Source organism: Treponema primitia ZAS-1, from assembly GCF_000297095.1.
Lineage (GTDB): Bacteria > Spirochaetota > Spirochaetia > Treponematales > Breznakiellaceae > Termitinema > Termitinema primitia_A.
Genome location: NZ_AEEA01000128.1, coordinates 1 through 23983, shown reverse-complemented (window position 1 = coordinate 23983; position 23983 = coordinate 1). Strand labels below are relative to the sequence as shown.

Annotated in this window: 22 protein-coding genes; 12 read left to right on the top strand and 10 right to left on the bottom strand. The window is 50.5% G+C overall.

What is annotated here, in order from left to right; genetic code table 11:
- Window positions 1-295: 295 nt before the first annotated feature.
- The 4 genes from TPRIMZ1_RS0115365 to TPRIMZ1_RS0115350 are packed head-to-tail and all read right to left on the bottom strand — an operon-like array spanning window position 296 to window position 2742.
- Complete coding sequence (locus tag TPRIMZ1_RS0115365) at window positions 296-991, bottom strand: endonuclease III domain-containing protein (RefSeq protein ID WP_010262219.1); 696 nt, start codon at window positions 989-991, stop codon at window positions 296-298.
- Window positions 992-1000: 9 nt separating this feature from the next.
- Window positions 1001-1474 (bottom strand): 2-C-methyl-D-erythritol 2,4-cyclodiphosphate synthase, encoded by a 474-nt coding sequence (gene ispF / locus TPRIMZ1_RS0115360; RefSeq protein WP_010262216.1) that lies wholly within the window; start codon window positions 1472-1474, stop codon window positions 1001-1003.
- Window positions 1475-1495: 21 nt separating this feature from the next.
- Entirely contained in the window at window positions 1496-2230 is a 735-nt protein-coding gene (locus tag TPRIMZ1_RS0115355; RefSeq protein ID WP_010262214.1) for an IspD/TarI family cytidylyltransferase, read from the bottom strand.
- Window positions 2231-2238: 8 nt separating this feature from the next.
- A complete protein-coding gene (locus tag TPRIMZ1_RS0115350) occupies window positions 2239-2742 on the bottom strand; it encodes a CarD family transcriptional regulator (RefSeq protein ID WP_010262212.1) in 504 nt (167 codons plus the stop codon).
- 489 nt (window positions 2743-3231) lie between these two features.
- Between TPRIMZ1_RS0115350 and TPRIMZ1_RS0115345 the strand changes: the two genes are divergently transcribed.
- Complete coding sequence (locus TPRIMZ1_RS0115345) at window positions 3232-3744, top strand: DUF4349 domain-containing protein (protein WP_332829120.1); 513 nt, start codon at window positions 3232-3234, stop codon at window positions 3742-3744.
- A gap of 58 nt (window positions 3745-3802) precedes the next feature.
- Window positions 3803-4258, top strand: a complete 456-nt coding sequence (locus TPRIMZ1_RS21165; RefSeq protein WP_010262209.1) for a RhuM family protein — start codon at window positions 3803-3805, stop codon at window positions 4256-4258.
- Here TPRIMZ1_RS21165 and TPRIMZ1_RS0115340 read toward each other — a convergent pair.
- On the bottom strand, window positions 4160-4507 hold the full coding sequence (locus tag TPRIMZ1_RS0115340; RefSeq protein WP_010262206.1) for a helix-turn-helix domain-containing protein: 348 nt from the start codon (window positions 4505-4507) through the stop codon (window positions 4160-4162). The two genes, TPRIMZ1_RS21165 and TPRIMZ1_RS0115340, sit on opposite strands and share 99 nt — an antisense overlap.
- A 252-nt stretch (window positions 4508-4759) precedes the next feature.
- On the opposite strand from TPRIMZ1_RS0115340, the gene TPRIMZ1_RS0115335 reads away from it, so the two are divergent.
- A complete protein-coding gene (locus tag TPRIMZ1_RS0115335; RefSeq protein ID WP_010262203.1) occupies window positions 4760-5605 on the top strand; it encodes a hypothetical protein in 846 nt (281 codons plus the stop codon).
- A gap of 60 nt (window positions 5606-5665) precedes the next feature.
- On the top strand, window positions 5666-6106 hold the full coding sequence (locus tag TPRIMZ1_RS0115330; RefSeq protein WP_010262200.1) for a hypothetical protein: 441 nt from the start codon (window positions 5666-5668) through the stop codon (window positions 6104-6106).
- Between the two features lie 136 nt (window positions 6107-6242).
- Here TPRIMZ1_RS0115330 and TPRIMZ1_RS20920 read toward each other — a convergent pair whose 3' ends face one another.
- Window positions 6243-6389 carry a DUF3783 domain-containing protein gene (locus tag TPRIMZ1_RS20920; protein WP_010262198.1) on the bottom strand — a complete coding sequence of 49 codons (147 nt, stop codon included), beginning with the start codon at window positions 6387-6389 and terminating at the stop codon, window positions 6243-6245.
- Between the two features lie 29 nt (window positions 6390-6418).
- Here TPRIMZ1_RS20920 and TPRIMZ1_RS0115320 point away from each other — a divergent pair, with 29 nt between their 5' ends.
- Window positions 6419-6697 (top strand): BrnT family toxin, encoded by a 279-nt coding sequence (locus TPRIMZ1_RS0115320; RefSeq protein ID WP_010262196.1) that lies wholly within the window; start codon window positions 6419-6421, stop codon window positions 6695-6697.
- Window positions 6672-6935 (top strand): BrnA antitoxin family protein, encoded by a 264-nt coding sequence (locus tag TPRIMZ1_RS0115315; protein ID WP_026043751.1) that lies wholly within the window; start codon window positions 6672-6674, stop codon window positions 6933-6935. The genes TPRIMZ1_RS0115320 and TPRIMZ1_RS0115315 overlap by 26 nt, the downstream gene beginning before the upstream one ends.
- A gap of 13 nt (window positions 6936-6948) precedes the next feature.
- On the opposite strand, the gene TPRIMZ1_RS0115310 is transcribed toward TPRIMZ1_RS0115315, so the two are convergent.
- Genes TPRIMZ1_RS0115310 through TPRIMZ1_RS0115300 form a run of 3 tightly spaced genes read right to left on the bottom strand, consistent with a single transcriptional unit; the run spans window position 6949 to window position 11545 of the window.
- A complete protein-coding gene (locus TPRIMZ1_RS0115310; protein WP_010262192.1) occupies window positions 6949-7200 on the bottom strand; it encodes a DUF3783 domain-containing protein in 252 nt (83 codons plus the stop codon).
- 23 nt (window positions 7201-7223) lie between these two features.
- Window positions 7224-10250 (bottom strand): insulinase family protein, encoded by a 3027-nt coding sequence (locus tag TPRIMZ1_RS0115305; protein ID WP_010262190.1) that lies wholly within the window; start codon window positions 10248-10250, stop codon window positions 7224-7226.
- Window positions 10247-11545 carry a flagellar motor switch protein FliG gene (locus tag TPRIMZ1_RS0115300; protein WP_051004333.1) on the bottom strand — a complete coding sequence of 433 codons (1299 nt, stop codon included), beginning with the start codon at window positions 11543-11545 and terminating at the stop codon, window positions 10247-10249. The genes TPRIMZ1_RS0115305 and TPRIMZ1_RS0115300 overlap by 4 nt, the downstream gene beginning before the upstream one ends.
- Before the next feature lie 243 nt (window positions 11546-11788).
- Here TPRIMZ1_RS0115300 and TPRIMZ1_RS0115295 point away from each other — a divergent pair, with 243 nt between their 5' ends.
- The 5 genes from TPRIMZ1_RS0115295 to TPRIMZ1_RS0115275 all read left to right on the top strand — a co-directional run bounded on the left by TPRIMZ1_RS0115295 (window position 11789) and on the right by TPRIMZ1_RS0115275 (window position 20477).
- Window positions 11789-14404: a LuxR C-terminal-related transcriptional regulator gene (locus tag TPRIMZ1_RS0115295; RefSeq protein WP_010262184.1), complete on the top strand. Its 2616-nt coding sequence runs from the start codon at window positions 11789-11791 to the stop codon at window positions 14402-14404.
- Entirely contained in the window at window positions 14379-16904 is a 2526-nt protein-coding gene (locus TPRIMZ1_RS0115290; RefSeq protein ID WP_010262181.1) for a LuxR C-terminal-related transcriptional regulator, read from the top strand. Before TPRIMZ1_RS0115295 ends, TPRIMZ1_RS0115290 begins: the two co-directional genes overlap by 26 nt.
- A 142-nt stretch (window positions 16905-17046) precedes the next feature.
- Window positions 17047-18450, top strand: a complete 1404-nt coding sequence (locus TPRIMZ1_RS0115285) for a helix-turn-helix domain-containing protein (protein WP_010262178.1) — start codon at window positions 17047-17049, stop codon at window positions 18448-18450.
- Window positions 18451-18454: 4 nt separating this feature from the next.
- Entirely contained in the window at window positions 18455-19816 is a 1362-nt protein-coding gene (locus tag TPRIMZ1_RS0115280; protein WP_010262175.1) for a helix-turn-helix domain-containing protein, read from the top strand.
- A 19-nt stretch (window positions 19817-19835) separates the two neighbouring features.
- A complete protein-coding gene (locus TPRIMZ1_RS0115275) occupies window positions 19836-20477 on the top strand; it encodes a cobalamin-binding protein (RefSeq protein WP_010262173.1) in 642 nt (213 codons plus the stop codon).
- 9 nt (window positions 20478-20486) lie between these two features.
- Here TPRIMZ1_RS0115275 and TPRIMZ1_RS0115270 read toward each other — a convergent pair whose 3' ends face one another.
- Entirely contained in the window at window positions 20487-22145 is a 1659-nt protein-coding gene (locus TPRIMZ1_RS0115270; RefSeq protein ID WP_010262170.1) for a Mur ligase family protein, read from the bottom strand.
- An 80-nt stretch (window positions 22146-22225) separates the two neighbouring features.
- On the opposite strand from TPRIMZ1_RS0115270, the gene TPRIMZ1_RS0115265 reads away from it, so the two are divergent.
- Window positions 22226-23806, top strand: coding sequence for a YifB family Mg chelatase-like AAA ATPase (locus TPRIMZ1_RS0115265; RefSeq protein ID WP_010262168.1), 1581 nt, complete (start codon window positions 22226-22228; stop codon window positions 23804-23806).
- The last annotated feature ends 177 nt before the right edge of the window (window positions 23807-23983 follow it).

The window sequence follows — 23983 nt, the reverse complement described above, 5'->3', positions numbered from 1 at the left end:
GGGAGGGCGGTGTTGCGTGAACCATCCCCGATAATGTAGTGTAAGTGCGTTTCCGAGCCGCTTAGGGGGGCATAACGCTAAATACCGCTTGGGGCTTAGTTGGTAGCTTCATTTGGCGAACCGGCCGGTGAAGCCATGCGCCTAGGAGGCACGGAAGCACACCTACAAATAGTACGGAGTGGGGTGTCGGGAAGGGAAAGTATGGAGGGACCCTCTGGGAGGTCCCATACTTTCCCTTCCTGACAGGCCCCCCCTACCAATTGTGTGCTTTCGGAAACCCAGTATGCGCATGGCTTCACCGTGCGCGGTCTACTGTAACCTTGCTGCAACGATCGGTTATCACACAGCGGGAGCAGAAGGGGCTTATGGGTCTACAGACTCGCTGTCCATATAATACCAACAGCTTATTTATGCGTTTCCAGTATTTTCGGGGCAGGATTTTTCGGAGTATCATTTCTGTTTCTTCCGGGGTTTTTGACTGCAGGGCGCCCAGGCGGTTAGTAATTCTGTGTACGTGTACGTCTACGCAGATTCCGTCCATGTCGAAGGCTTCGGTAAGGACCAGGTTGGCGGTTTTTCTTCCTACACCGGGAAGGGCGAGAAGGAGGTCCATGTCTGCGGGAACTTGTCCACGGTAGGTTTCTATGATGATGGAGGCTATATTTTGCAGATTCTGCGCCTTGGTGTGGTAGAATCCCACGGGGTAGATGAGCTTTTCTATTTCTTCCGTTGTCAGTTTTAGGAGCGCCTTGGGGGTGGGAGCTTTTTTCAAAAGGGCTTGGGAACGGACCAGGGTTACTTCGTCCTTGGTACGCAGGCTCAGGATGGTGGAGGCTAATACCGCCCAGGGGTCCTGGTGGTACCGTTCCGCTACGGTGCTTACCGAGGGGTCCCCGCTGTCCGATGCGGCTTCATCGGCCTGGGCTGCTTTCCGCCATTTTTCCAGGGCCTTAACTATACCGTCCCAGTCCGTAGTTTTGCTTTTTCCCATATTCTCCGCCTATTGTTCCAACAAACAAACCGCCAGGGCTTCTATTGCCAGCCCGTCGCCGATACTATCTAAGCCTTCATTGGTTTTACCCTTTACAAAAACTGTTTCCGGGAAAACGCCAAGCGCCGCTGCCAGGGACGATCGGATCCTTTCGCGGTGGGGAAGGAGCTTCGGCTTTTCTACGCTCACCACACAGTCCAGGTTCAAGAGCCGCCACCCTGCACCCTGCACCATGTTCCAAGACATACCCAGGAGTTTCATGGAATCCGCGTCCTTCCATTTTGGATCCGACGGGGGAAACAGTTCTCCGATGTCCCCTAAGCCGGCGGCCCCAAGCAGGGCGTCTATCACCGCGTGGACCAGAACATCCCCATCGGAATGTCCCAGCTCCCCCTTGTCAGCGGGAATCTCTACACCGCCCAACAGAAAACGCCGCCCTTCAACAAGCCTGTGTACATCCCGCCCTAATCCAATTCTAATCACCTTGCTTCACCCCGTCCTTCTTTAAAGATCCTCCGGAAAGGTAATCTTTCTATTCTTAGGCGATCCTTCTACCACCGCCACAGGGCCGATGAATTCACCCCAGACTTCGGCATCATCGGTATATTCGTAGTTTTCCCGTGCTTCCCGTTCCGCCGCCAGCTCGTGGGCCCGGAGTATCTCCCGGAAGGCGAAACCCTGGGGAGTCTGGGCGCCGCCCACGGAGGAACGCCGCAGGTGACGGGTTACAAACCCGGCCTCGTCAAATTCCTTTGGGGTCTCGGTCAGGGGCAGCAGGGGTACCACCGCTGAATGCCGCAGTACCGCATCGATGGTCCGCTCAATAAGCAGGCCGTCCACCCAGGGCCGCCCGCCGTCATGGATGAGGACATAGTCCGGATTGTAGGCGGAAAGCATGGCCAGGGCGCGGTGAACCGAGGAACGGCGGGTGGGACCGCCGGACGCAAAGAGAATACGGGGCCTGCGGCCGGTGTTTAGGAGGGCAGAGGAGGGCAGGGCGGAACGGGCTACCGCTTCTCCGGAATCCGGGTCTGCGGGAACCATGATGACGATTATCTCAATACGGGGATTGGCGGCAAAGGCGCCCACCGCCGCCCCCAGAACGGTCAAGGGCCGCCCCTGGGCATCGTCGATCCCGGGACCTAAGGGACGGTATTCCTTTTTAAGGCCCCCCCCCATGCGGCTTGAAGAACCGGCTGCGGCGATCACCGCGGCGATGACGGTATCCGCATCAGCCATGATTCAGGCTACTTGGATTCCAGACGGGCAAAGATCATGGTTTCCACCTCGTCCTTGGGCTTGCGGAGGGAGAAGGAAACCTCGTCCTCCAGCAGTTTCAGGGCGGAATCGTAGAGTTTCCGTTCCAGGATGGGCAGTTCCTTGACCTTGCTCCGGTGGTAGAGGGAACGGACTATGGAGGCAATATCCATGACACTGCCCTTCTTCAGGAGGTCCAGATTCATCTGATACCGGAGTTTCCAATCCGAAGGTATGGGTTCATAGTCCTCGCTAATCAGTTCCAGGGCCTTTTGGGCCTCTTCCTTAGGAACAATAGCCCGAATTCCCAGCTTTTCGGCCTTATCTACCGGGACCATGATGGTCATATCCGATACTTCAAGGTATATGACATAATAAGGAATTTGTTCATGCTTAAATTCCTTCTCTCCGATTGAAAGAATGACCCCAACCCCCTGGCTGGGATAGACCACCTTCTGATCAACCTGGAATGTCCTTGCGGCTGTTTTGTTCATTACCAATTAGTATAGCATAAAAATCGATACGTGTGAATGGGTCGTATACCCCTGGGGGCGCCCAAACTTAGTAAGCACCAGGGTAATGCTCCAAAAACGGGCGGAGGGAGGGGCATCCCCGACCGAGCACGCATGTAGAACCCACCTCCGGAGCCCCTTCGGGTCTCCTACGGCGGTGAATTCCATATGTGCTCGGTCAGGGATGCCCCTCCCTCCGCCTGCCGTTGTCAATTAGCCGCCGCGCCCACACTTAGTTAGGTAGCTTCCACCCCTAAACAATGCTCCAAACTCAGTTATGCAAAACTTAGTTTGGCGGCTCCGGCACCGGGTGATGCACTAAACTTAGTTAGGCGATATGCCGGCTCCTAGGAGATACGTTCAAACACAGGCTCATCGTACAGGCGCCGGTGGGGTGGGGAAGCCACAGCGCAGGATATTGCGGACCTATGGTCCGAGAATTCCCTGCTGTAGTAGACCTGCGTAGCGGGGCTGCGGAAGCAGACTCTACAAGCATCCCGCGATGGGGATTCCTCACCCCACCGGCGTTTTTCCGATATACCTGGGGTCACTATTTTTAACAGGAATTTATCACTGCTAAAACAAAATGTATTTAATGAAGTCATTCAGAATGATGGTAAGGTAACACAAGAAGTAATTGAAAATATAAACAGGTATAGAATGATAATAACTATCCCTAAAAACAATACCGTCAATTTTATTACAAAAATTAAAACATTTGGAATAGTGGTGGATGAAAATAAACATAGTAATGATGCCGCAGGATATTTTGATAATATAGAAATGCGACTTGAAAATATAAAAACCATGTTGGAAAAATACAAGGGCTTGTTACAGGATTCAATTACCATAAGTGATAAAATAATGCTGGAGAAAGAAATAAATAGTGCAGAAACAGAAATTGAAACGATGGAAAGAAGCAAAAACGAAATGAAATCAAGATTTGAATATAATACTATAACACTGGTTATGTATAATAAATAACAGGAATAATAACAAGAAATGATAGTGCAATGCAGATTTACATCATGGGAGTTTTATCATGAGAGCATCTAGTAGTGATAATCTTCTACCGCTATCTTCAGTTAGGGAAATCATCATTTACCATCCAGAAACCAATGACATCAAGGTTGAAGTGTTGGTCCACAATGAAAGCCTGTGGCTCACCCAGGATCGAATGTCCGAATTATTTGATATTGACAGGAGTGTTATAACCAAACATCTCTTGAATATATTTGACGAAGGTGAGTTTGATAAAAGATCAACCAGTGCAAAATTTGCACAAGTTCGTCGGGAAAGGAATCGGGAAGTAACACGGCAAATAGATTATTATAACCTTGATGCAATTATTGCAGTTGGTTACCGGGTAAATTCAAAACGAGCCACCCAATTCTGGATGTCAGTCTTTATGCGGAATATTAGATTCAGTAAGATAATGATCCCGGATATTGCTAAGGGTTTGAGTAACAGCTTCGGAAACTTCATCGCTCCACTTTGAAAGGGCGCTTGCTATACTTGGGGATAAGACATCTTCCGGCTTAAACAGCTCATAGGGTTCAATGTTCAAAGCCGCAGCGAATTTCACCAATGTTACCGGAGATACCCATTTTCTACCGTTTTCAACATCACTTAAAAAAGGGATAGATATACCAAGTTTTTCAGCCAAATCAGCTTGGGAAAACTTGCGGTAAGCACGATACCGTTTCAAGTTTATACTAAGTATCTTCCGCAATTCATATTCGGTCATATTCTACCTTGAATTTAAATCACTTATTCTTATAGCAAACAAATTATTATGTTATTAGCTTGACGTTATCGCAAATAGCCAATAAAATTATAAAATATTTACTATTAGCAAGGGTAATTTATGAATTAAGAAATATGTGTATGAAAAATCATACACATATAAGAAGGTCATTTGTACCTGGTGAGGATTTAATAATAAAACGGGTATTACCCTTTGATATAAAAGCCATTCGCAGCGGAGGTACGAGATTTTATGAAAAAGCAAATGAAACATTACTCATTATTTTTTATATATTTTTTAATATTTTCGGTGCTCAGTATGTCATGTGCAAGTACACCTAATGGAACGAGTCAATTTGAACAATTTTCATCAACGTTTTTAAAAGAAATCGATAAAGCCGAAAAAACTATTATAACTTTTAATAAACTTGTTAAGGAACTGACTGGTTATGAAAATGTAATAGGAACATTGTCAAATTCAGATTATGAAAACATTAAAGAAATAGTAACAGAAATAGCCGATACAAAAAATAAAATGGAACTGCAAACAGAAATTGCAAAAGATATAGGCAAGAGTATAACATCAGATGGATATTACAAAGATACAAATAAAAAAATTCGCGGTTGGGATACTGCAGCTTATATAAATCTTCACGTAGAAACAACCTTAAACGCAATTGATCAAAAGCATACAGATTCAATAAATGGATACAATAATATTCATTTACAATTATTTGAGAAACCGAATAAGCCATTTAATAATGGTACAATAAAAATATTAACTGAAGTTAAACTTGATATAGCTTCTGCAAAATTGGATATTTCAGCTAAAGATTGGAATGCAGGGAAAGCTAATATAGACCATGCGAACATTGCACTTAAAAATGCCCTAAAATTGGATTTAAATAATATTGAACAATATCAAGTAAGCTTATTGCAAAATGATTTAAATGATATTTCCAATCAAGTGTTATTTGGGTCAGCAATCAATGAAACTGGATCAATATTGAAAAATGCAGGAGAGGGCGCTGCAAGTATTTTGGGTGGACTTGGAAGCATTCTTAACGGAATAGGAGATGTTATAAAAGAGAAAAAGTAAAAAATTATTTTAGTGGGCGTTGCCCATCGAATAATAAAGAGAATCAAAAGGAGAAATACTATGAACTGTGTTAATCATCCTGATCGGGAGGCCGTTGGACTGTGTACGCACTGCGGGCAATTTTTCTGTAAGGATTGTCTTGTTCCCGTAAAAGGCAAGATGGTCTGTAAAAATGATGTCGACAAGGTTTTAAATGAAGCAACGACCGATGTTTCAAAGGAAACAAGAATGGAAGCTCAGATGCAGGCATTGAAGGATGCCGCAAATCAAAAACAATCGCCCATTATTATTAGTAATAATAATAACAATTCCGCCAGTTCAAGCGCAGCAGCATCTGCGGCGGCAGCTGCAAGTGGCGGGGTTGGTGGTTATTATCGTTCACGAAGAATGCATTGGTTATATTTCTTCTTGGTTGGATGGTGGTTGGGTCTTGTTTTAGTTTGTTTTATTATTCCACTATTTATTCGGGGCCTGGTAAAAAAGGCATTTGGATATTGGTAAAATAATATTGTTATAGTAAAAAGATTGTAACAGATATGTTTACAATCCTTTTACTACAGTAAATTAAAAACCATAATAAAAACATCATTCCCCGTCCTCAGTGGCGGAAGACGGGGAAGACCTGGGGGAAAAGTTTTTAATCGGATTGCCCACCCGCGTTTTTCTGAAAATATTCATGCTCCTTCCGTACCTCCCGGATCAGGGCCTTTATCTTCCACTCCGGATTTGTCGGGGTGGTAGTAAATTCCTCTTCTTTTTTGTAGGCAGTAATGGCGCTTGACAATATGGTAAATAATATGTATAATAGTATGTATGGGTTTTGAATGGAATGAAGGAAAGAACCAAGAAAATATCGAAAAACACCATATGTCATTTCCGGAAGCCCAGGAGGCATTTTTTGACCCAAAGAGGATAATTATTAAAGATAAAATGCATTCGGCAAAAGAAGAAAGGTTTTTCTGTATTGGAAATACGGGAAAAGGTATTGCAACGGTAAGGTTTACCATGCGGGATGAAAATATTCGTATATTTGGAGCCGGATACTGGCGTGAAGGGAGAGATAAATATGAACAGAAAAATAATTTATACTAAATCACCAAAAGACATTGGAAAAAGTATTATGGAAGGAGAAATGGTAAAAGATTTTTTGCCTCCTCCGGAGAAATTGGTAAGAAAAGAGCCAAAAACAAAAATCACTATAACTTTAAATAGTAGGAGTGTAGAATTTTATAAAAAGTATGCCGAAGAGCATGATATAAAATATCAAAATATGATAAACGAAATTTTGGATTTATATGCACAAAAATACAAAAATAGAATTGAAGTGTAATAAAAAAGAAACTTCAATCTGGTTGTTTGCCATCGTTTTTCTGAAAATACTCATGCTCCTTCCGCACCTCCCGGATCAGGGCCTTTATCTTCCACTCCAGATTTGTCGGGGTGGTGGTGGTAAAGGCGATGCTTCCGGAATCTATCCCCGCTTCGCCGGCGGCGCTTTTTACCGCCCGGACCACAGCCATGAGGGTATCCCCGTCAAACCCGTGCAGTAATACTACCGGCTCCCCGCTTACCGCGGGTTTTTCCTTGTTACCCATTCCTCACTCCTCGTTCCTCATTATTACACCGGCAGCTTCCGTATCTCCACCCCCAGTTTAGCCGCCGCCTTTTCCGCCTCCGCAGTCCCGGCGATTACCGTAGGTATGCCCCGGCCTTGTTCACCGGCGGCAGCGGCAAGCCGTTTTGCTGCGGCACAAAGTTCCTCTGGGGTGATTGAAACCATGGATTGCAGCTTGTTTGCCCGGTGTCCATCCTCAATGCCGTAGAGGAAACGGACGAAATCCGAAAGCCCCTTTTCGGCGCCGGTTCGGGGCCGGGTCTCCTGGGCAAAACTGCCGATCACCGCCTTGGTCAGGGCTTCCTCGTCCGGGGTGTCTCTTGCAGCCGCTTCAAGGATACCCGGAAAGGCTTCCAGGGAACGGAGGGGGCCCGGATCGCGGTAAGTGGAAAGGGAAAAAATCCCCTCCGCCAAATCAGGGTGGGCAAAGGCTCCGTATGCGCCCCCCTTCATGCGTATCTCCTCCCAGAGTGCGCCGGTGGAAAGCTGGTGGGCCAACACCGGTTCTATACCCGGCCTGGGGGTGTTCAGGAAAGAGCCCGGCAGGGTTACTGCGGCAAAACCTACCTGAAGGGAAGGGGAGGACAGGACTTCTGCCCTGGGAGTATCGGCGCCATTTTTGAGCTGATCGAAGAAGGGCGTCTCCGCCGCAGTAAGGGTGTTCCGGGGTCGGGGGGCGCCAAAGCTGCTGAACGCTTCCGCCGCGCCCTTCACTGCGCCCCGTATGGCGCCGGCGTTTCCGGTAATATTTACCAGCAGTCCCCCGCGGCTTATCAGGGTATCCCGTATGCGGATGAGGACCCTGCAGATTTCCGCAGTATCCGTATCGGCAATTTTATGAACCGTCTCAAGCTGGGAAATGCCGTTCCAGATTTCCTCCACCGCATGGGAGCGGGAGAAGAGACGGCCCGAGCGGCCCATGGCGTAACTGTGCCCCGCTGGGGCCAGGCTTGAATCGGTATCGTTCTTCATTTCCAGGACCAGGTCCCGGATACGCCGCTGGTCGGAAAAATCCGCCTCAGTAATGATGCGCCGGACCAGGTTCAGGGAATCGGGTATCCTTTCGTCCAGGGCCTTGAGCCGGAAGCAAAGCCAGTCCCGGCCGCGTAGATCCAGTATTCCCGTGGGAAGGGCGGCGGTACGGGAAAAGCCCGGCAGGCAGGAGCCGGTCTGGAGGGTGGCGTAGAAGGCCCCGGTGGTGCGGGCCAGAAGGCTGGAGACTGCGCCGTAGTCCATCCCCGGCAGCCCCAGTGATACTACGCAGCGGGAAAAGAGGGGGAACCAGGGGTAGTCGGCGGGTTCCAGGATGTCCAGGGGAAAGGCCATATCCAGGTAGGTAATCCCGTTGGTGAAAAGTTCATGGGTCAGCGCAGGTATGCCCCGGGCATCCAGGATCTCCCGGGGGACCGCTTCGATTTCCGGAACCAGGTCCTTCCGGGAAAGGTGGGGAATGGTCGCTAAGGCCTCGGGGCTCTCCCCTTCACTCTGTAGTGTTTCCAGGGCGGCGGCTTTTTCCAGTATGTCCCGCCGCCCGGTTTCTGAAAGGGCCGCTTCTTTTTTTGCCAGCGCCTCTGCCAGAACAGCATCCTTCTTTTCCTGGAACCCCTCCTCGGGGTCCACCGAAACCAGGGCCCGGTGGGGGTTATCCAGCAAATACGTTTCGATAAGCTTTTCAAAGTACCGGCTGTCTTTGGCAAGGCGATGTTTTAATTCCGTGAATGCCGGGACAAAGAGCAGGCTGTCCCAGGGCCGCGCTCCGTGGAGCCAGGACCGGAGGGAGCGTCGCATCCACACCAGTGAATAGGGTCCGCCGGACCGGCGTATCTCCCGGTTGGAGAATTCCATGGACAGTAATGCCGCTTCAATTTCTTCCTTTGGAATTCCATCCGATGCCAGGCGCCGTAATTCATCCATGATTAGTTTTTCTATTTTACCGCTGATGTCTCCGTTCCCATTTTGCCGATCCACCCCCCGCAGCCCGGCGCTAAAGAGGGTTTCCCGGGATTCATTTTCCAGCCCCGTTGCGGGGGCAAGATCCTCCCCAAGCCCGGATTCAATGAGCAGCCGGGTCAGGGGGGACCCGTCATGGCCAAGCAGTATTTCTGTCAGCGCCCCCAGGGCGATAGTTTCATTCATATCCGTGGTGTCCCCGCAGAGCCAGCTGAGGACCACGGTGGATTTCTGTTCACCACCGGCAGGGGAGGGGATGGTGATGTTTTGCGGGGCAGTCCATCTCTTAGCCCTGGGAATGGGCGGCGCCGCATTGCCCGCCGGGAGGACGGAAAGAAATTTTTCGTTAAGAAAACTAAGCTGCTTTTCCGTGGGAATATTCCCCGCCAGAAAGATACGGCAGTTTGCGGGTGAGTACTTCCGCCGGTGGAATTCCTTCAATCCCTCCCAGGTTAGATCCGGTATTTTCTCCGGGTCCCCGCCGGAATCAAAGGCGTAGGGTGTATCCGGCAGTACCGCCCGGACAGACCAGCGTCCTGCGTACTCGTCCAGGGATGAGTACGCGCCCTTCATCTCGTTGTAAACAACCCCGGTAATAGAAAGTTTCGCTCCCGGCTTTGCTCCGGCGCCTTCGCCGGGATTTTCTTCAAAGCTCAAACGATGCCCTTCCTGCATGAAGGTCCATTCCGAAAGCAGGGGCCGGAACACCGCATCCCCGTAGACCGCCATGAGGTTGAAGTAGTCCTGCTCGTTTACGGAACTTGCGGGGTATACCGTTTTATCCGGAAAGGTCCAGGCGTTGAGGTAGGTCTGGAGGCTTCCCTGGGCTAAAACCAGAAAGGCATCCTTCAGGGGATAGTTGGCCGAACCGCAGAGCACCGAATGTTCCAGGATATGGGCGACCCCGGTGGAATCCTCCGGAGCGGTGGCAAAGGCAAAGCCGAAGAGATTTTCCGTATCCTTGTTGAGGATATGAAAAACTTCGGCGCCGCTTTTTACATGCCGGGCCCAGATACCCTTGGCTTCCAACTCCGCAAGATCAACCGTTTCCAGTATTTCAAAACCGCTTTGTAATATCATAGGATCACATCCTTATCATCGATGAGTAAAATTCGTCCCTCTTCTCGGCACTGTCTGAACCAGGTGAGGAAGGCCTTCACCGCCTCGTCCACATCCCGCCGGGGTACCGGCCCCATGATGCGGATCTCCTCCCGTATCTCGTTACGCCGCTGGGCGGAAACGTTTGAGAGGATCTTGTCGGTAAATTCAGCGTCCTTACCTTTAAGAAGCAGGGCGATATCCTGATCCGTCATGGACCTGAATTTTTCCTGAAGCGGACGGTCCTCGGCCTTGATCACATCCTCCAGGGTATGGAGCCGTTCCTTGAGTTCCTGGCTTAATTCGGGATCCTCCTCATCAAGCTCCTGGAGTATACGATCCCCAAAGGAATAATCCGATTGTTTCAGGATCGCCGCCAGGGCGTTCCGGCCGTCAAGGTTGATCTGATTATTCGCAGCGGTACTGCTGCCCAGGCGACGGGCCTTTTCCCGCAGCGCCGCTGCTACCTGTTCCAGTACCTCAGGAGCGGTCTGGCCTTGATGGGCTATGCGTTTGACAATCTCCATCTTGCGTCCCGGTTCAATATTGACCAGGACCGATGCGGATAATTTAGAAGGCAGCCGGGAGAGAATCAGCGCCGCCGCCGCGGGGAACTCTTCCTTTAGGAGCAGAGCTATCTGCTCACCGGTAAAGTCCTCTAAAAAGCTGAGAGCATTTTCCTTGGTTTCCGGTAGAGCCCTGTTGAGGAAGTCACTCCCCTTTTCAGCTCCAAAGGCGGCGTAGAGGAGGCGCCGGGCAGCTTCTACGCCGCCGGAGGAAGCGCCTAAAACACCGTAGGTGGAAGATAGGAGGGAACGGAATTCCTCAAGGACCTCCGCAGCCTCCTCCTTGGAAATTCCCCGGATAGTAGCGATTTCCCGGGAAATGGCTTCCACCTGCTCCACATCAAGCTTGGAAAGGATGCCCGCCGCCTCGTCCCCACCGATAAGGATGAGAAACTTGGCCACCCGCCGGAGTTTTGAGTCCGCTTCACCAGCATCCTTTTGGCGGGGGAGGACCTTGGGCAGTTTTAGAAAGGGATTTTCATCAACGTTAGGGTCGGGCCGGGGCTCAGTGGTCTCCCCGGTCTTTACAAACCCATCTTCGGGAATTATCGGGGGACGGCGCGGAGGAGGTTCCGGTACAGATTCCTTCGGCTTCATGGTATTCTGATACGCCGCAATACCGTGGCTCAAAGGCGCTTTAGCGCCCGGCGTCTTGGCTCCTGTATCTTCTGATGACAATTCCGGCCATACCGGGGTTCTAATCTTCGCCATATCCCTATAGTACGCGAAAGGGGGCGGGGCTTCAAGGATGGTACTTAGGCGATATTTCTTCAAATAAACATACAATTAATAGAGGAATAATAATAATAAAAAATTTCACAAATTTTCTTGACAATTAGCATGAACTTATTTACACTTTCATTCGCAAAGTAAAAAATGCTAAAAAGAAAGGGTCTTTTTTTGTAGAACTACTTAGCATTCCTGTCCCGTTTTTACCAAAATTTAGGCGAGATTATGCAGGAACGATTATTTTACAGTAATGTCCCCATGGCTCCCGGACATCAGATTTATTTGGACCGGCCTCAGGTACATGGATTGCTGGAAATGGCAGTGCAGAGTCCCATTGTTACCGTAACTGCCGGGGCTGGCTATGGTAAAACTCAGGCGGTTTATTCATTTGTACGTAAATTCAATGCAATTACGGCCTGGATACAGTTCTCCGAAAGGGATAACCTGGGCGAACGTTTTTGGGAAAATTTTACCCGCGCCGTAGAGTTTATCGATAAAGGAACGGCGGTAAAACTCCGGGACCTTGAGTTTCCCGATACGGATCAGAAGTTTGAACGGTATATGCGGGTTCCCAATAGGGATATATATCCGGATCGGAAGTATCTTTTTGTCTATGACGATTTCCATCTGATCCGGGACCCGGGGGTGCTGCGTTTTCTTGAGCGGTCCATCACCACGCCCTTCTCCAATATTACTTCCATTCTTATTTCCCGGACGGAACCCCGGATCAATTCCATTCCCCTGCTCTCCAAGGGCTACCTGGCCCAGATAACCGAGGATGATCTGCGCTTTACGGCGGATGAAACCCAGGAGTATTTCCGTTTGCAGCAGGTAGACGCCTCGCCCGATGCGGCCGCCACAGTATGCCGGGATACTGAAGGGTGGGCCTTTGCCATACACCTGGCTGCCCTGGCCATCAAGAAGGAACCGGCGGGCAAGCGCTATGCTCCCTCCTCGGTTAAGGCTAACATCTTCAAGCTCATTGAAAGCGAGGTTTTTTCGCTTATCTCCGAAGATTTGCGAAAATTCCTGATCAAGATTTCCCTGATAGAACATCTGTCCAGGGATATTCTTTCGGACATAGCCGGAGATACGGGAGTTCTGGAGGAACTGGAACGGCTCGGCTCCTTTGTCCGTTACGATCCCTATCTGAACGCCTGGCGGGTCCACCATCTTTTCCTGGAATATTTAAGCGGCAGGCAGGGGGAGCTTTCGGAGGAAGAGAAACGGGAGGTCTATGGCAAGGCCGCCCGGTGGTGCGTAGAAAACAACCTTAAAATAGATGCCTTCAGTTATTATGAAAAAGCCGGGGCCTATGATGAATTTCTCGAATTGAGCTATACCCTTCCCCCCATACTGCCAAACCGTATGGCTGCGTTCCTCCTGGAGATTCTGGAACGGGCGCCGGATTCGGTGTTTCAGGAAAACCCCCTGGCCTACATCCTTCAAACGCGTTTTCTCTTTACCCTGAAGCAGTTTGACCGGGCTTCCGCAGGGCTTAAGGAAATCATCACCCAACTGGAAGCCGAAGCGTCCTCCCCCTTCAATAACCGTGCCCTGACGGGCTGTTATACCAACCTGGGCGTGATCGGCATGATAACCAGTATGCATACCTGTGACTACAATTATGTTTCCTGCTTTGAACGGGCGTACCATTACTCCCGGCTGAGCGGACATATTCTTACGGGCCCCCACACGGTGTTGCCCCTCAGTTCCTACCTGTGCCGGGTAAGCAGCCCGGAAAAGGGGGAAGCGGAACGGTATAATGAGGCGATTGCGGCCATGGTACCCTATATTTCGGACGCCAACGGGGGGATTTGCTACGGTTTGGACGATATGGCCTGGGCGGAATTGGCTTTTTTCCGCGCCGATATGGCCAGCGCGGAGCAGATGGCTTACCAGGCGCTGTTCAAGGCCCAGAAAAAGAACCAATACGAGATAGCAAGCAGGGCGCTTTTTTACCTGATACGTATCAACCTTTTCTACGGGATTCCGGAAAAAATAGAAGAACTGCTTAAACTTATGGAAGCCCAGCTTGAGGAAGAGCGGTATCTGAACCGTTACACCGATTACGATATACAAACCGGCTGGTTCTATACTCATATCGGCCAGCCTTCCCGGGTAGCCTCCTGGCTTAAAAATGATTTTGAGGAAAGCGATCTGAATCCCATCCTCTTCGGGCAGGAGACCCTGGTTCGGGTAAAATACTATATTACCCAAAAGCAGCACATCAAGGCCCTTAGGCTGATAGAAAACGATAAAGATGAATACGGACTGGGGGCTTTTCTGTTTGGGAAAATAGGGCACAAACTTATAGAAGCCATGTGTTTCTACGACATGAAGGATATCTCCTGGGCAATAAGCTCCCTGGAAGAAGCCTACCGGTTAGCCGCCCCCAATGGTCTGGATATGATCTTCATTGAGCAGGGGAAGCGCACCCGGGCCCTGGTCTCCGCCGTTTTAAAGCGCAAATGTTCCATCCCCCGGGATTGGCTTGAAAAGATACTCCGTCTATCTTCGGCCTACGCAAAAAAACTCTATACGGTGGCGGAAAAATTCCGGGACGAACAGTATGACGATAAAGCGTTGTCTGTAATTCTCTCCCGGCGGGAGATGTTGGTGTTCCAGGGTTTATCCCGTGGACTAACCAGGGAAGAATTGGCGGAAGATGAGAATATTTCCATAAATACTGTTAAGAGTGTTATCAGAAGCGTGTACAATAAGCTGGGCGCAGTAAACCGGGCGGATGCGGTGCGGATCGCCACGGGTATGGGCATCTTGCAAAATAGTGATCCGGTAAACGATACTCTTAAACATGGAAAAAAATTTAATAATTCATGATACTACTGCTACTATACCGGTTAACCAGACGTACCTTGAACGGCCCAGGATAAATCAATTATTGGAGAAGGCGATACAGAGCCGGGTGGTGACCGTGGTTGCCGAGGGCGGCTGTGGGAAAACCCGGGCGGTCTGTTCTTTCCTGCAGAATTATCACGCCGCTGCGATTTGGCTGCGGTTTTCAGGCTGGTACACGGCCTCGGCTGAGGATGCTGACGAACCTGTACCGGATCATTTTCTGCAGGCGAATCCGGAGGCAGTTCTGGTTCTGGATGATCTTCATCTATACCGGGAAGAAACGGCGGTTGATTTTTTTGAGCATATTCTGAGTATGGGGTTTCCAAATCTCAGGATCGTGCTTATCTCCCGTAGTGATCCTGCGGATCGGATCCTGCGATTGTTTTCAAAAGGCGGCGTGGCGAAGATCACCGGGGAGGATCTCCGGTTCAATGAGGCGGAGATCCGGAATTATATGCTGATTAGGAATATTGGAGTTTCACAGGAAATGGTCTCGGAGATTTACCGGGATACCGAAGGCTGGGCCATTGCGGTTCATCTGGTGTCCCAGACCTTGATGATAAGCCATGCCAATAAAACCTATAGCCGTTCCGCTGCCTGGGCAAATATATTTCGGTTTATTGAAACAGAAATATTCCAGGGCCTTCCTGATGATTTACAAAAATTCCTGGTTAAACTTTCCCTGATCGACACTTGGCCTGCAGAACTCCTGGGAGAATTATGTACCGCCCCCGGATTAATTGAAAAAATGAAGCGAACCAGTTTTTTTATTCGGTATGACGCCGCTGTGAAAGCATACGGGATGCACAATATGTTTCTCAAATTTTTACGGGAAAAACAGGGATCCCTTACGGGGGAAGAGAAACGGGAGTTTTACGGTAAAACTGCCCAATGGTATTTGAAGAATGGCATGCAGGAAGATGCCCTCATCTATTTGGAGAAGGCGGGGGATTATTCGAAGATCATCGACTTTGTCTATGCCTTTCCACGGAATATGCCCCGGGATCTGGTTTCTCGTTTACTGGAGCTCAGCGAGGGCCCGGAGACCGGTACAGCCTGGTTGTCCCAGAAGACGGCCTATGAATTTATACGTACCGTGATTCGTCCCCGGCTGCTTATCATCCTGGAGCGTTTCGATGATGCTACCACTGAAATCCGGGAAACCATAGCCCGGTATGAGGCCATGCCCTCTTCTCCCATGGGGAAAATAATTTTATATTACGCGTATCGTCTTCTTGGACTCCTCTCCCTGTTTTCCTCTATCTATACAAAACGCTGTGATTTCGACATGTTCTTTGAACGGGCACAGGATTACTATATTCAAATCTCTGATCTCCCGAAAGAATCTTTTGAATATGTTGTTACGAAAATACCATCGTATACCGATATCGGCCCCTATATATGCCGGGTTGGGTATCCGGCGGAAGAAGATGAGATTCAAAACTTTATTGAAGCCCTTGCCCGGACAATCCCTGTTTTGGGAAATTCCATGGGAGACGCTTTTTATGGGCTTGATGATCTTGCCTGGGCGGAATTTGCCTTTTATCAGGGGGACCTGATCCGCTCGGAGGTATTCGCCCAGCGGGCTATACGGAAGGCCCGGGAGAAGAAACGATGTGAAACTGAAAATCACGCACTTTTTTATCTGATACGCATCAGTTTGGCCGCAGGCAGGCAGGAGCAAACTGAGGATCTTTTGAAGCAGCTGGACGAGGAGTATATTCAAGGGGATGCTCCGGACCGGCGCGCAGTCTATGACATTTTTAGGGGCTGGTTTTATATCCACCTTGGACAGGGGCGGCGTATTGCCCCCTGGTTAAAAACCGATATTGATAAAAATTATATGCCGCCTATAATCCATGGCTTGGACATGATGGTACGGGCAAAGTATTTCTATGGAGAGAAACGCTGTCCCCTGGCTTTGGCGATCCTGGAGAATCAATTGGAGCCCAATGCCCTTGGGGCTTTCTTATTCGGAAGGATAGAAATGAAAGTACTGGAAGCGCTGTGCCTATACCGTGAAAAAAAACGGGAAGCGGCCTTTAGGGCTTTTGATGCAGCCTATCGTATGGCGGAGTCTAATGCCCTGGATATGCCTTTCATTGAATTAGGCAAGGACATGCGTACCCTAGTAAGTTGGGCGGTAAAATATGAAAATTGTGGAATACCTGCGGGATGGCTTGAACAGATACGCAGAAAATCTACGGCTTATGCAAAAAAACTATTTGTCTTTGCAGAAGAATATCGAAAAAGGGGATATGTAAAAGATTCCTCGGCCCTCTCTCCCCGGGAGCTCGCGGTACTTACCTGTCTTTCCCGGGGCTTAACCCGGGAGGAAATAGCCCGGGATCAGTCCATTTCCATTAATACGGTCAAAAGCGCGGTTAAAAGGGTTTATTATAAATTGTCTGCGGTTAATCAGGCCGATGCGGTACGGATTGCCACCGGCCTTGGTATTCTGCAAAATAATGAGAATAGTTAAAAAATTTGTTTGAAAATCCATTGTTTAGGCTCATTGGTTGTCTAAATATTCCGCAAAAAATCTGAAAATATAGAACTTTTTCACCATTTGGGTGTATTGCGTTCTCCAAAGCTTATTAAACTAAAAACAGTAGGAGAAAAATATGCCCACTAATAATTCAAATATTATAGTCCGCCGGGAGATTGAACCTTTGCTGCTGAAAGCCCGGGAAGCGATGCGCTCCTATGAACAATCTACCAACGTAACCGTATCCGTGTTAGATCGGGCAGGGCACCGTATACCGGAATTCTCTGCGGGAAGCCTCGCTGGAGATACCGATAAAGCTTATCATTCAGAATTCTTTTGCTCCCTTTGCAGGCAGTATTCCCGGGAAACCGGCCGGAACTGGGAAGAAGGTGAATACCCCTGTACTCAAATTCATATTGATAGTATTTCCCAGGCTCACTATTCAGGGGGAGTATATATTTATGCCTGTGATTTAGGATTTGCCTACTGGGTCTGTCCCCTGTCCTCTAGCGGGTGGCTGGCGGGAGCCCTGATAGCCGGACTAGTTCTTGGCATCAGTAAGCAGGAGGCCATTGATAAAATATCCCTCCTGAGCCGGGGACAAATCAATCGGGAAGCGGCGGCCATGCTCCTTGAAGGGATCCCTGAAAAAACAGGGGAGGAAATAAAGGCCATGGCCCGTTTGCTGCTGATCTGCGCCGAACAGATATCCAGGGGGACCGAAACATACCACGAAATTCTTAAACGGCGGGCAGAACAGCAGTCCAAGCTGTCTGATCAGATCGAAGCCTTGAAAAACCAGTATGATACGGAGGAAGCCTCCCCGGGCTATCCCTTGGAGAAGGAACAACAGCTTCTTTCTTCCCTGCGCATGGGAAACAATGGAGAGGCGTGCAGAGCCCTGGATGAACTTTTGGCGCTTCTCTTTTTTTCAAACCCCGATAATTTTAAATTTATGCAGTATCGGGCTATTGAGCTGGTGGTTCTTATTTCCCGGGCAGCAGTCACTTCGGGCAATACCGAGGATGCACTCCTGGAGATCAACAACCGGTACCTCATGCGCATCCAGGAAGCTCAGACCACCGAGGAGATCCTTGATTTACTGTACCTGGTGGTGGACAGTATGACTGAACAGATTTCCCCCTTCAAAGGTGTACGCCATGCATCATCGCTGCGCAAGGCGGAACGGTATATTTGGGAGAATTATACCCGAAAGGTAAGTCTCCAGGAGGTTGCCGATGCATCGGGATTGTCCGCTCCCTATTTTAGCACGGTCTTTAAAGAAGAAATGGGGGAGAATCTTTCCAGCTACCTGAATCGTCTCCGGATAGACCGGGCGGCGGACTTGCTTATGGAAACCGAGCTTTCCCTGAGTGAGATAGCCGGTTCCTGCGGCTTTGATGATCAAAGCTGGTTCTCCAAGATATTTAAAAGTTATACCGGAATGAGTCCCGGTAAATACCGGGATCAGAACCGTGGTTCCGGCAGAGTATTATCGACTGATAATCTATCGGTGAATTATCGTTCAATGGATGCATAAAAACATGGGTGAAAGAAGATTAAACAACATCAAGACTATTAGTAATTCTGTAAAGGAGACAAATCCCCTTTTAATTAGAGCATGGCAGGTACTTACTGTTTACGCAAAAGCAACCGGAACCGTTGTTTGTCTTTTGGATCAGGATTTTCTCCCCATCCGGGAAGCTCTTCCGGATGTTCTTGGTAAGACTAATACCTGTATAAATTACTGCCTTAAATATGCTGCGGAGAATCCCGGGGAAGCCGACGGAACAACCGGGATTTCCGATTTGAGATCCTCACCCTGCAATGTGATGCATCTCAACGCTATTAAGGAAGCCCATCGTTTTGGGGGTTCCTATATCTATATGTGCGAATTGGGTTTTATGTTCTGGACCAGTCCCCTCTACTCAAATGGGAGGTTTATCGGATCCATGGTTGGTTCGGGGTTTATCGGTATTGAACGTAAGGAAATCATGGATGCCATGCATACCGTGAGTAAGGGGACTGCGTCACAGGAAGAGATGGAGGATAGACTGGGATTATTCTCCCAAGGAGATCCGGCACGGGTAAAATCCTTGGCAGAATTGCTGCTGATCTGCGCTGAATACCTTTCCTCCGGAACCGATGAATACAGAGAAAATATCAGGCCACAACAGCCATATGCCGGTATGGGAAAGGGTGCCTTGATTTCCAACTATCCCATGGATAAGGAGCGGATGCTTCTGGCGGCGCTGCGGCGGGGAGACATTGAGACGGGACGGAGGATACTCAATGAACTTCTGGCAATTCTCTTTTTTTCAAGCTCCGATCCTTTTAAGTTTATCCAATTCCGGGCAATAGAACTGGTGGTCCTCCTCTCCAGGGAGGCTATGGGGCCGGGGACCATGAACCAAAGGTCTACGGATGATACTATGTTGGAAACAAATAACCGGTATCTCCGGCGCATCCAGGAGGCGAAAAGCATAGAAGAACTCACGGATGTGCTGCATATTATTGTGGAACGCATGTCTGCCCAGATATTCTCCTTCCATGGCGTGCGTCATGCATCGGCGCTGCGGAAGGCCGAACGATTTATCTGGGAAAACTATACCCGGAAAATAAGCCTCCTGGAAATAGCTTCCGCGGCCGGCTTATCGGCGCCCTATTTTAGTACCATCTTTAAGGAAGAAATGGGGGAAAATCTTTCAAATTACCTGAACCGTCTGCGGGTAGAAAAAGCAGGGCATATGCTGACGGAGACCAATTTGACGCTTAGTGAAATTGCATCGGCTTGCGGCTTTGAGGATCAAAGCTGGTTCTCAAAAATATTTAAAAGCTTTATCGGCATTAGTCCTGGAAAATACCGTGGACAGGGCGGCGCCGGTAATGAATCTATTCTTAACTAACATTTTAGGAAGGTGTAGCATGGTTAATTTAAGTGATATTTCACAGAGTCTTCAATCAGGGAAGGCAGTGGAAACTTCCGATTTAATAGCAAGGGCTATTGAGGAAAATTACAGCGCCGATACTATTCTTAAACAGGGAGTGATCCCCGGTATGCGTGCGGTGAAAGCCCGGTACATGCGGAAGGAGATATACCAGCCGGAACTGCTCATCGCCGCCAGGGCCATGAATATGGGAATCAGGACCCTGCGGCCTCTGATTGCCCTATCCATGGGAAACCCCAAGGGTACCGTGATTATCGGTACGGTTAAGGGGGATATTCAGGACATCGAAAAAAATCTTATGGCGCTTACCATGGAAGGCGCAGGGCTGCGGGTAATTGATCTGGGAATCGGTGTTTCTGCGGATCGGTTTATTGAAGCGGCGATTATGGAAAGGGCGCGGATCATCTTCTGTACCGCCAACCTGCCCGCAACCATGGGCCAGCTTAAATTGGTGGTGCATGCCGCTACTGCCTCGGGTATTCGGGGCCGTATTAAGATTATGGTTTCAGGCGCCCCGGTGACGGAAAAGTACTGCCATGTCATAGAGGCGGACATTTACGCCCGGGATATGGTTAACGCCGCGGAGATGGCCGGATCAATCTGCGGCGGTGATGCGTAGAAACGGTGTTCATGCCCCGTTCCAACCCATTTCCGCCAATGCCTTTTCCGCCTCGGCGATCTCGTCGTAGACCAGGGTTTCCTTCGCGTAGATAATTGAATTTTCGTGGCCCTTCCCCAGAAGGAGGACCATATCACCGGGCCGTGCCAGGGAGAAGGCTTTGCGTATGGCCTCGCTTCGGTTCGGAATAAGGTAGAGATTCTCCCCTCGTTTACGTTTTTCACAGCCCTGGTCTGCTTCACAGCCCTGGTCTGCTTCACAGCCCTGGTCTGCTTCACAGCCCTGGTCTGCTTCACAGCCCTGGGCGATTTCTTCCAGGATATCCATGGGGTTCTCTCCCCGGGGATCCTCGTCGGTGAGGAAGATCAGGTCTGACCACCGGGCGGCGATACGGCCCTGTTCGCTCCGTTTTTTGGTGTCCCGCTCCCCGGCGGAACCAAAGAGGCTGATGATACGGCCCCTTTGGGCGCCTCCGGTTTTACCCAGCCGTTCCCGCAGGGGGGGAAAGATTGTTTCAAAAGACGAAGGGGTATGGGCATAATCTACAAACACGTCAAAGGGCTGTCCCCTTTGGATAACCGTCATCCTGCCCCGGACCGGCTTGAGCTGTGGTACCAGGGGAATGAGATCCTTTACGGGGATCGATAATAGCCCCGAAACGACAAGGAGACTGGCCAGGACATTGCCCGCATTGAAGGCGCCGGGAAGCTGATCCCGAATATCGGCCGTCTCTCCGGTTTCCCGGATTAGTACATCGTACCAGTTGCCCCGTATGCCACCCGATATAAGATCCACGGATAGATCCGCCGTATTACTGCGGGTACTATAGGTGTAGGTTTTGTGTTTGGTGGCTGCGGCAAAAAAGCCGGCGCTGGGGTCATCGGCGTTGGCTACCCCGAAGGATGGGGAAGGCGATTCGGCCGGCTTTTTTAGATGATCAAACCGGTCCAGGGCGCGGAAAAGATTTGCCTTGTCTTCCCGGTACTGCTCCCAGGTACCGTGAAATTCCAGATGCTCGTGGGTTACGTTGGTCATTACCGCCACATCGAAGGCCACATCCCCAAGGCGGTTCGTCCTGGGGGAAAGGCCGTGGGAACTGGCTTCAATCACCCCATACTCAGCGCCGTTGCTGACCATCTCCGCCAGGAGGCGGTGTATGGCGGTCGCCTCGGGGGTGGTCTGATGCTCGGGGTTCCAGTTTTCAGTCTTGCCGTCGCTGTACTGTACCGTAGAAAGGAAGCCCGCCTTTTTCCCGGCTAATTGCAGAAGCTGATAGATCAGGTAGACCGTGGTGCTTTTCCCTTCCGTACCGGTTACGCCGATCAGCGTTAGTTTTCTTGAGGGGTTTTTGTAGAAAGCTGCCGACAGGGGTGACATGGCGGACCGGGAATCCTTTACCCGAATATACCGTATCCCCTCCCGGTACTCCGGAACTTCGTCCTGATGTATGATTACCGCCGCCCCATTCTCTATGGCATTTGGGATAAAGCGGTGTCCGTCGGTATGCAGCCCCGGCAGGGCGAAATAAATGTTCCCGGGTTTAATTTTCCGGGAATCGTATTCGAGTCCGGTAATAGAAGGATCCCCGCTTTCACGGCCATGATCTTCTATAAATCCCACATTCCAAGCTGTCTCCGCGGTGAAGAATTCCGACAAAAGTCGTTTCATGGTCTGATACTATCCTGGAAAATATTTTCGGTCAACTAAAGCATTTTAAATGCCGGTACCCTATTACCCGCGGAGGCAAAATGTTTATTAACACCTATGCGCCCTACGGGGCTGATGGAATTATTATCCGGGTTGAGGCGGATATTCGCCGGGGTATTCCGGGGATCGATATTACCGGGCTTGCCCAGGAGGCGGTTCGGGAAGCCCGTGAACGGGTCCGCGCCGCTTTTCGCAATTCGGGCTTTGTCTTTCCCCAAGACCGGGTCCTGATCAATCTGGCGCCCGCGGGGCTGCGGAAGGACGGGGCTGCCCTGGATCTACCCATAGCCCTGGCGGTGATGATCGCCGCCGGGATCATCCCCCATTCTGATGATAGAGACAGCGGGGAACTGCTGGTCATGGGGGAACTGGAACTATCCGGCCGCATCCGCCCGGTCAGGGGTGTTCTGGCGGCAAGTGCGGCGGCCCTAAAACTGGGAATCCGGGAATTCATTGTTCCCGCGGAAAACGCCCGTGAAGCGGCTATTCTGGCGCACAGTCATTTTGCCGCCGCCGCTACCCTGACTGAGGCAGCCCATATTCTGGCATTGCGCCGGGAAACCGGTTCGTTCCCCCTAGCAGGGCTGACGGCAGGGCCGCCGGCAGCCGGCAGCGCCGGAACAGGCTGGGGGGACTTTGCCGAAGTCCGTGGGCAGGAGCGATACAAGCGGGCTTTGGAAATCGCCGCAGCCGGAGGACACAATCTCCTGGTATTCGGCCCCCCGGGAGCGGGGAAGACCATGTTGGCCCGGCGTCTGCCCTCCATCATGGCTCCCTTGACCCCTGAGGAAGCCGTAGAAGTGACCCGGCTCCATAGTTTGGCGGGGCGCACCATTTTTGAATCCGAGGGCCGCCTTATTAGCCATCCGCCATTCCGTTCTCCCCATCATTCCGCTTCCGCCGAAGGTATCCTGGGGGGTGGTAAAACCGTCCGGCCGGGCGAAATAAGCCTGGCCCATTTTGGGGCGTTGTTCCTGGACGAAGCCCCGGAATTCCGCAAAAATGTCATCCAATCCCTGCGGGAACCCCTGGAGGACCGGGTGATGACCATATCCCGGGCCGATGGACCGGTACGGCTCCCCGCGGATTTCCAGCTTATTCTGGCGGCAAATCCCTGCCCCTGCGGCCGTCTGGGCATACGTTCCGGCCAGGGCGTTCAGGGTTGTTTTTGCAGCGCCGAAGAGATACGCCGTTACTGGCGCAAATTCGGGGCCGCCCTCCTGGACCGGGTGGAACTCCGGCTGGCGGTCTCCCCTCCGGAGCTAGGGCAGATGACCAAGCCGGATGGGGAAAAAAGCGCCGATATTGCCCGGCGTGTTCTACGTGCCGTGGAGATACAGCGGGAACGCTTCAAGAAAACCGGAATACGGCGAAACGTCCGGATGTCTACGGGCATGATAGACCGGTTCTGCCCCCTAAGCGCTAATGCGGAGACAGCCTTCCATACTGCCGCAGAAAAATTAGGTCTTTCCGGCCGGGCCTACCATGGGGCGCTCCGGGTTGCCCGCACCATAGCGGATCTGGAAGGGGCAGACAGCATTAAAACCGTCCATATCCTGGAAGCTATCCAACACCGGCGTCAGGGGGACGATCCCTACGATGTGTTTTCAGCCGGGGGGTGAGTAATTTCGAATTAGGAATAACCACGGACGACACGGACGAAGAGGGAAGAACTCGGAGGATGTGATAGGCGGTATGGCAAAAACGGGCGGAGGGAGGGGCATCCCCGGCCGAGCACGCAAGTAGAGTCTGCTTCCGCAGCCCCGCTGCGCGGGTCTACTACAGCAGGGAATTCCTTA

Bases quoted from the DNA above. Each gene is read 5' to 3' on its own strand.
- TPRIMZ1_RS0115295 (WP_010262184.1), top strand. From the start codon at position 11,789: ATGCAGGAACGATTATTTTACAGTAATGTCCCCATGGCTCCCGGACAT.
- TPRIMZ1_RS21165 (WP_010262209.1), top strand. From the start codon at position 3,803: ATGAGAGCATCTAGTAGTGATAATCTTCTACCGCTATCTTCAGTTAGG.
- TPRIMZ1_RS0115300 (WP_051004333.1), bottom strand. From the start codon at position 11,545: ATGGCGAAGATTAGAACCCCGGTATGGCCGGAATTGTCATCAGAAGAT.
- TPRIMZ1_RS0115285 (WP_010262178.1), top strand. From the start codon at position 17,047: ATGCCCACTAATAATTCAAATATTATAGTCCGCCGGGAGATTGAACCT.
- TPRIMZ1_RS0115305 (WP_010262190.1), bottom strand. From the start codon at position 10,250: ATGATATTACAAAGCGGTTTTGAAATACTGGAAACGGTTGATCTTGCG.
- TPRIMZ1_RS0115320 (WP_010262196.1), top strand. From the start codon at position 6,419: ATGGGTTTTGAATGGAATGAAGGAAAGAACCAAGAAAATATCGAAAAA.
- TPRIMZ1_RS0115280 (WP_010262175.1), top strand. From the start codon at position 18,455: ATGGGTGAAAGAAGATTAAACAACATCAAGACTATTAGTAATTCTGTA.
- TPRIMZ1_RS0115340 (WP_010262206.1), bottom strand. From the start codon at position 4,507: ATGACCGAATATGAATTGCGGAAGATACTTAGTATAAACTTGAAACGG.
- TPRIMZ1_RS0115350 (WP_010262212.1), bottom strand. From the start codon at position 2,742: ATGAACAAAACAGCCGCAAGGACATTCCAGGTTGATCAGAAGGTGGTC.
- TPRIMZ1_RS0115365 (WP_010262219.1), bottom strand. From the start codon at position 991: ATGGGAAAAAGCAAAACTACGGACTGGGACGGTATAGTTAAGGCCCTG.
- TPRIMZ1_RS0115355 (WP_010262214.1), bottom strand. From the start codon at position 2,230: ATGGCTGATGCGGATACCGTCATCGCCGCGGTGATCGCCGCAGCCGGT.
- TPRIMZ1_RS0115310 (WP_010262192.1), bottom strand. From the start codon at position 7,200: ATGGGTAACAAGGAAAAACCCGCGGTAAGCGGGGAGCCGGTAGTATTA.
- TPRIMZ1_RS0115335 (WP_010262203.1), top strand. From the start codon at position 4,760: ATGAAAAAGCAAATGAAACATTACTCATTATTTTTTATATATTTTTTA.
- TPRIMZ1_RS0115290 (WP_010262181.1), top strand. From the start codon at position 14,379: ATGGAAAAAAATTTAATAATTCATGATACTACTGCTACTATACCGGTT.
- TPRIMZ1_RS0115265 (WP_010262168.1), top strand. From the start codon at position 22,226: ATGTTTATTAACACCTATGCGCCCTACGGGGCTGATGGAATTATTATC.
- TPRIMZ1_RS0115315 (WP_026043751.1), top strand. From the start codon at position 6,672: ATGAACAGAAAAATAATTTATACTAAATCACCAAAAGACATTGGAAAA.
- TPRIMZ1_RS0115270 (WP_010262170.1), bottom strand. From the start codon at position 22,145: ATGAAACGACTTTTGTCGGAATTCTTCACCGCGGAGACAGCTTGGAAT.
- TPRIMZ1_RS0115330 (WP_010262200.1), top strand. From the start codon at position 5,666: ATGAACTGTGTTAATCATCCTGATCGGGAGGCCGTTGGACTGTGTACG.
- TPRIMZ1_RS0115275 (WP_010262173.1), top strand. From the start codon at position 19,836: ATGGTTAATTTAAGTGATATTTCACAGAGTCTTCAATCAGGGAAGGCA.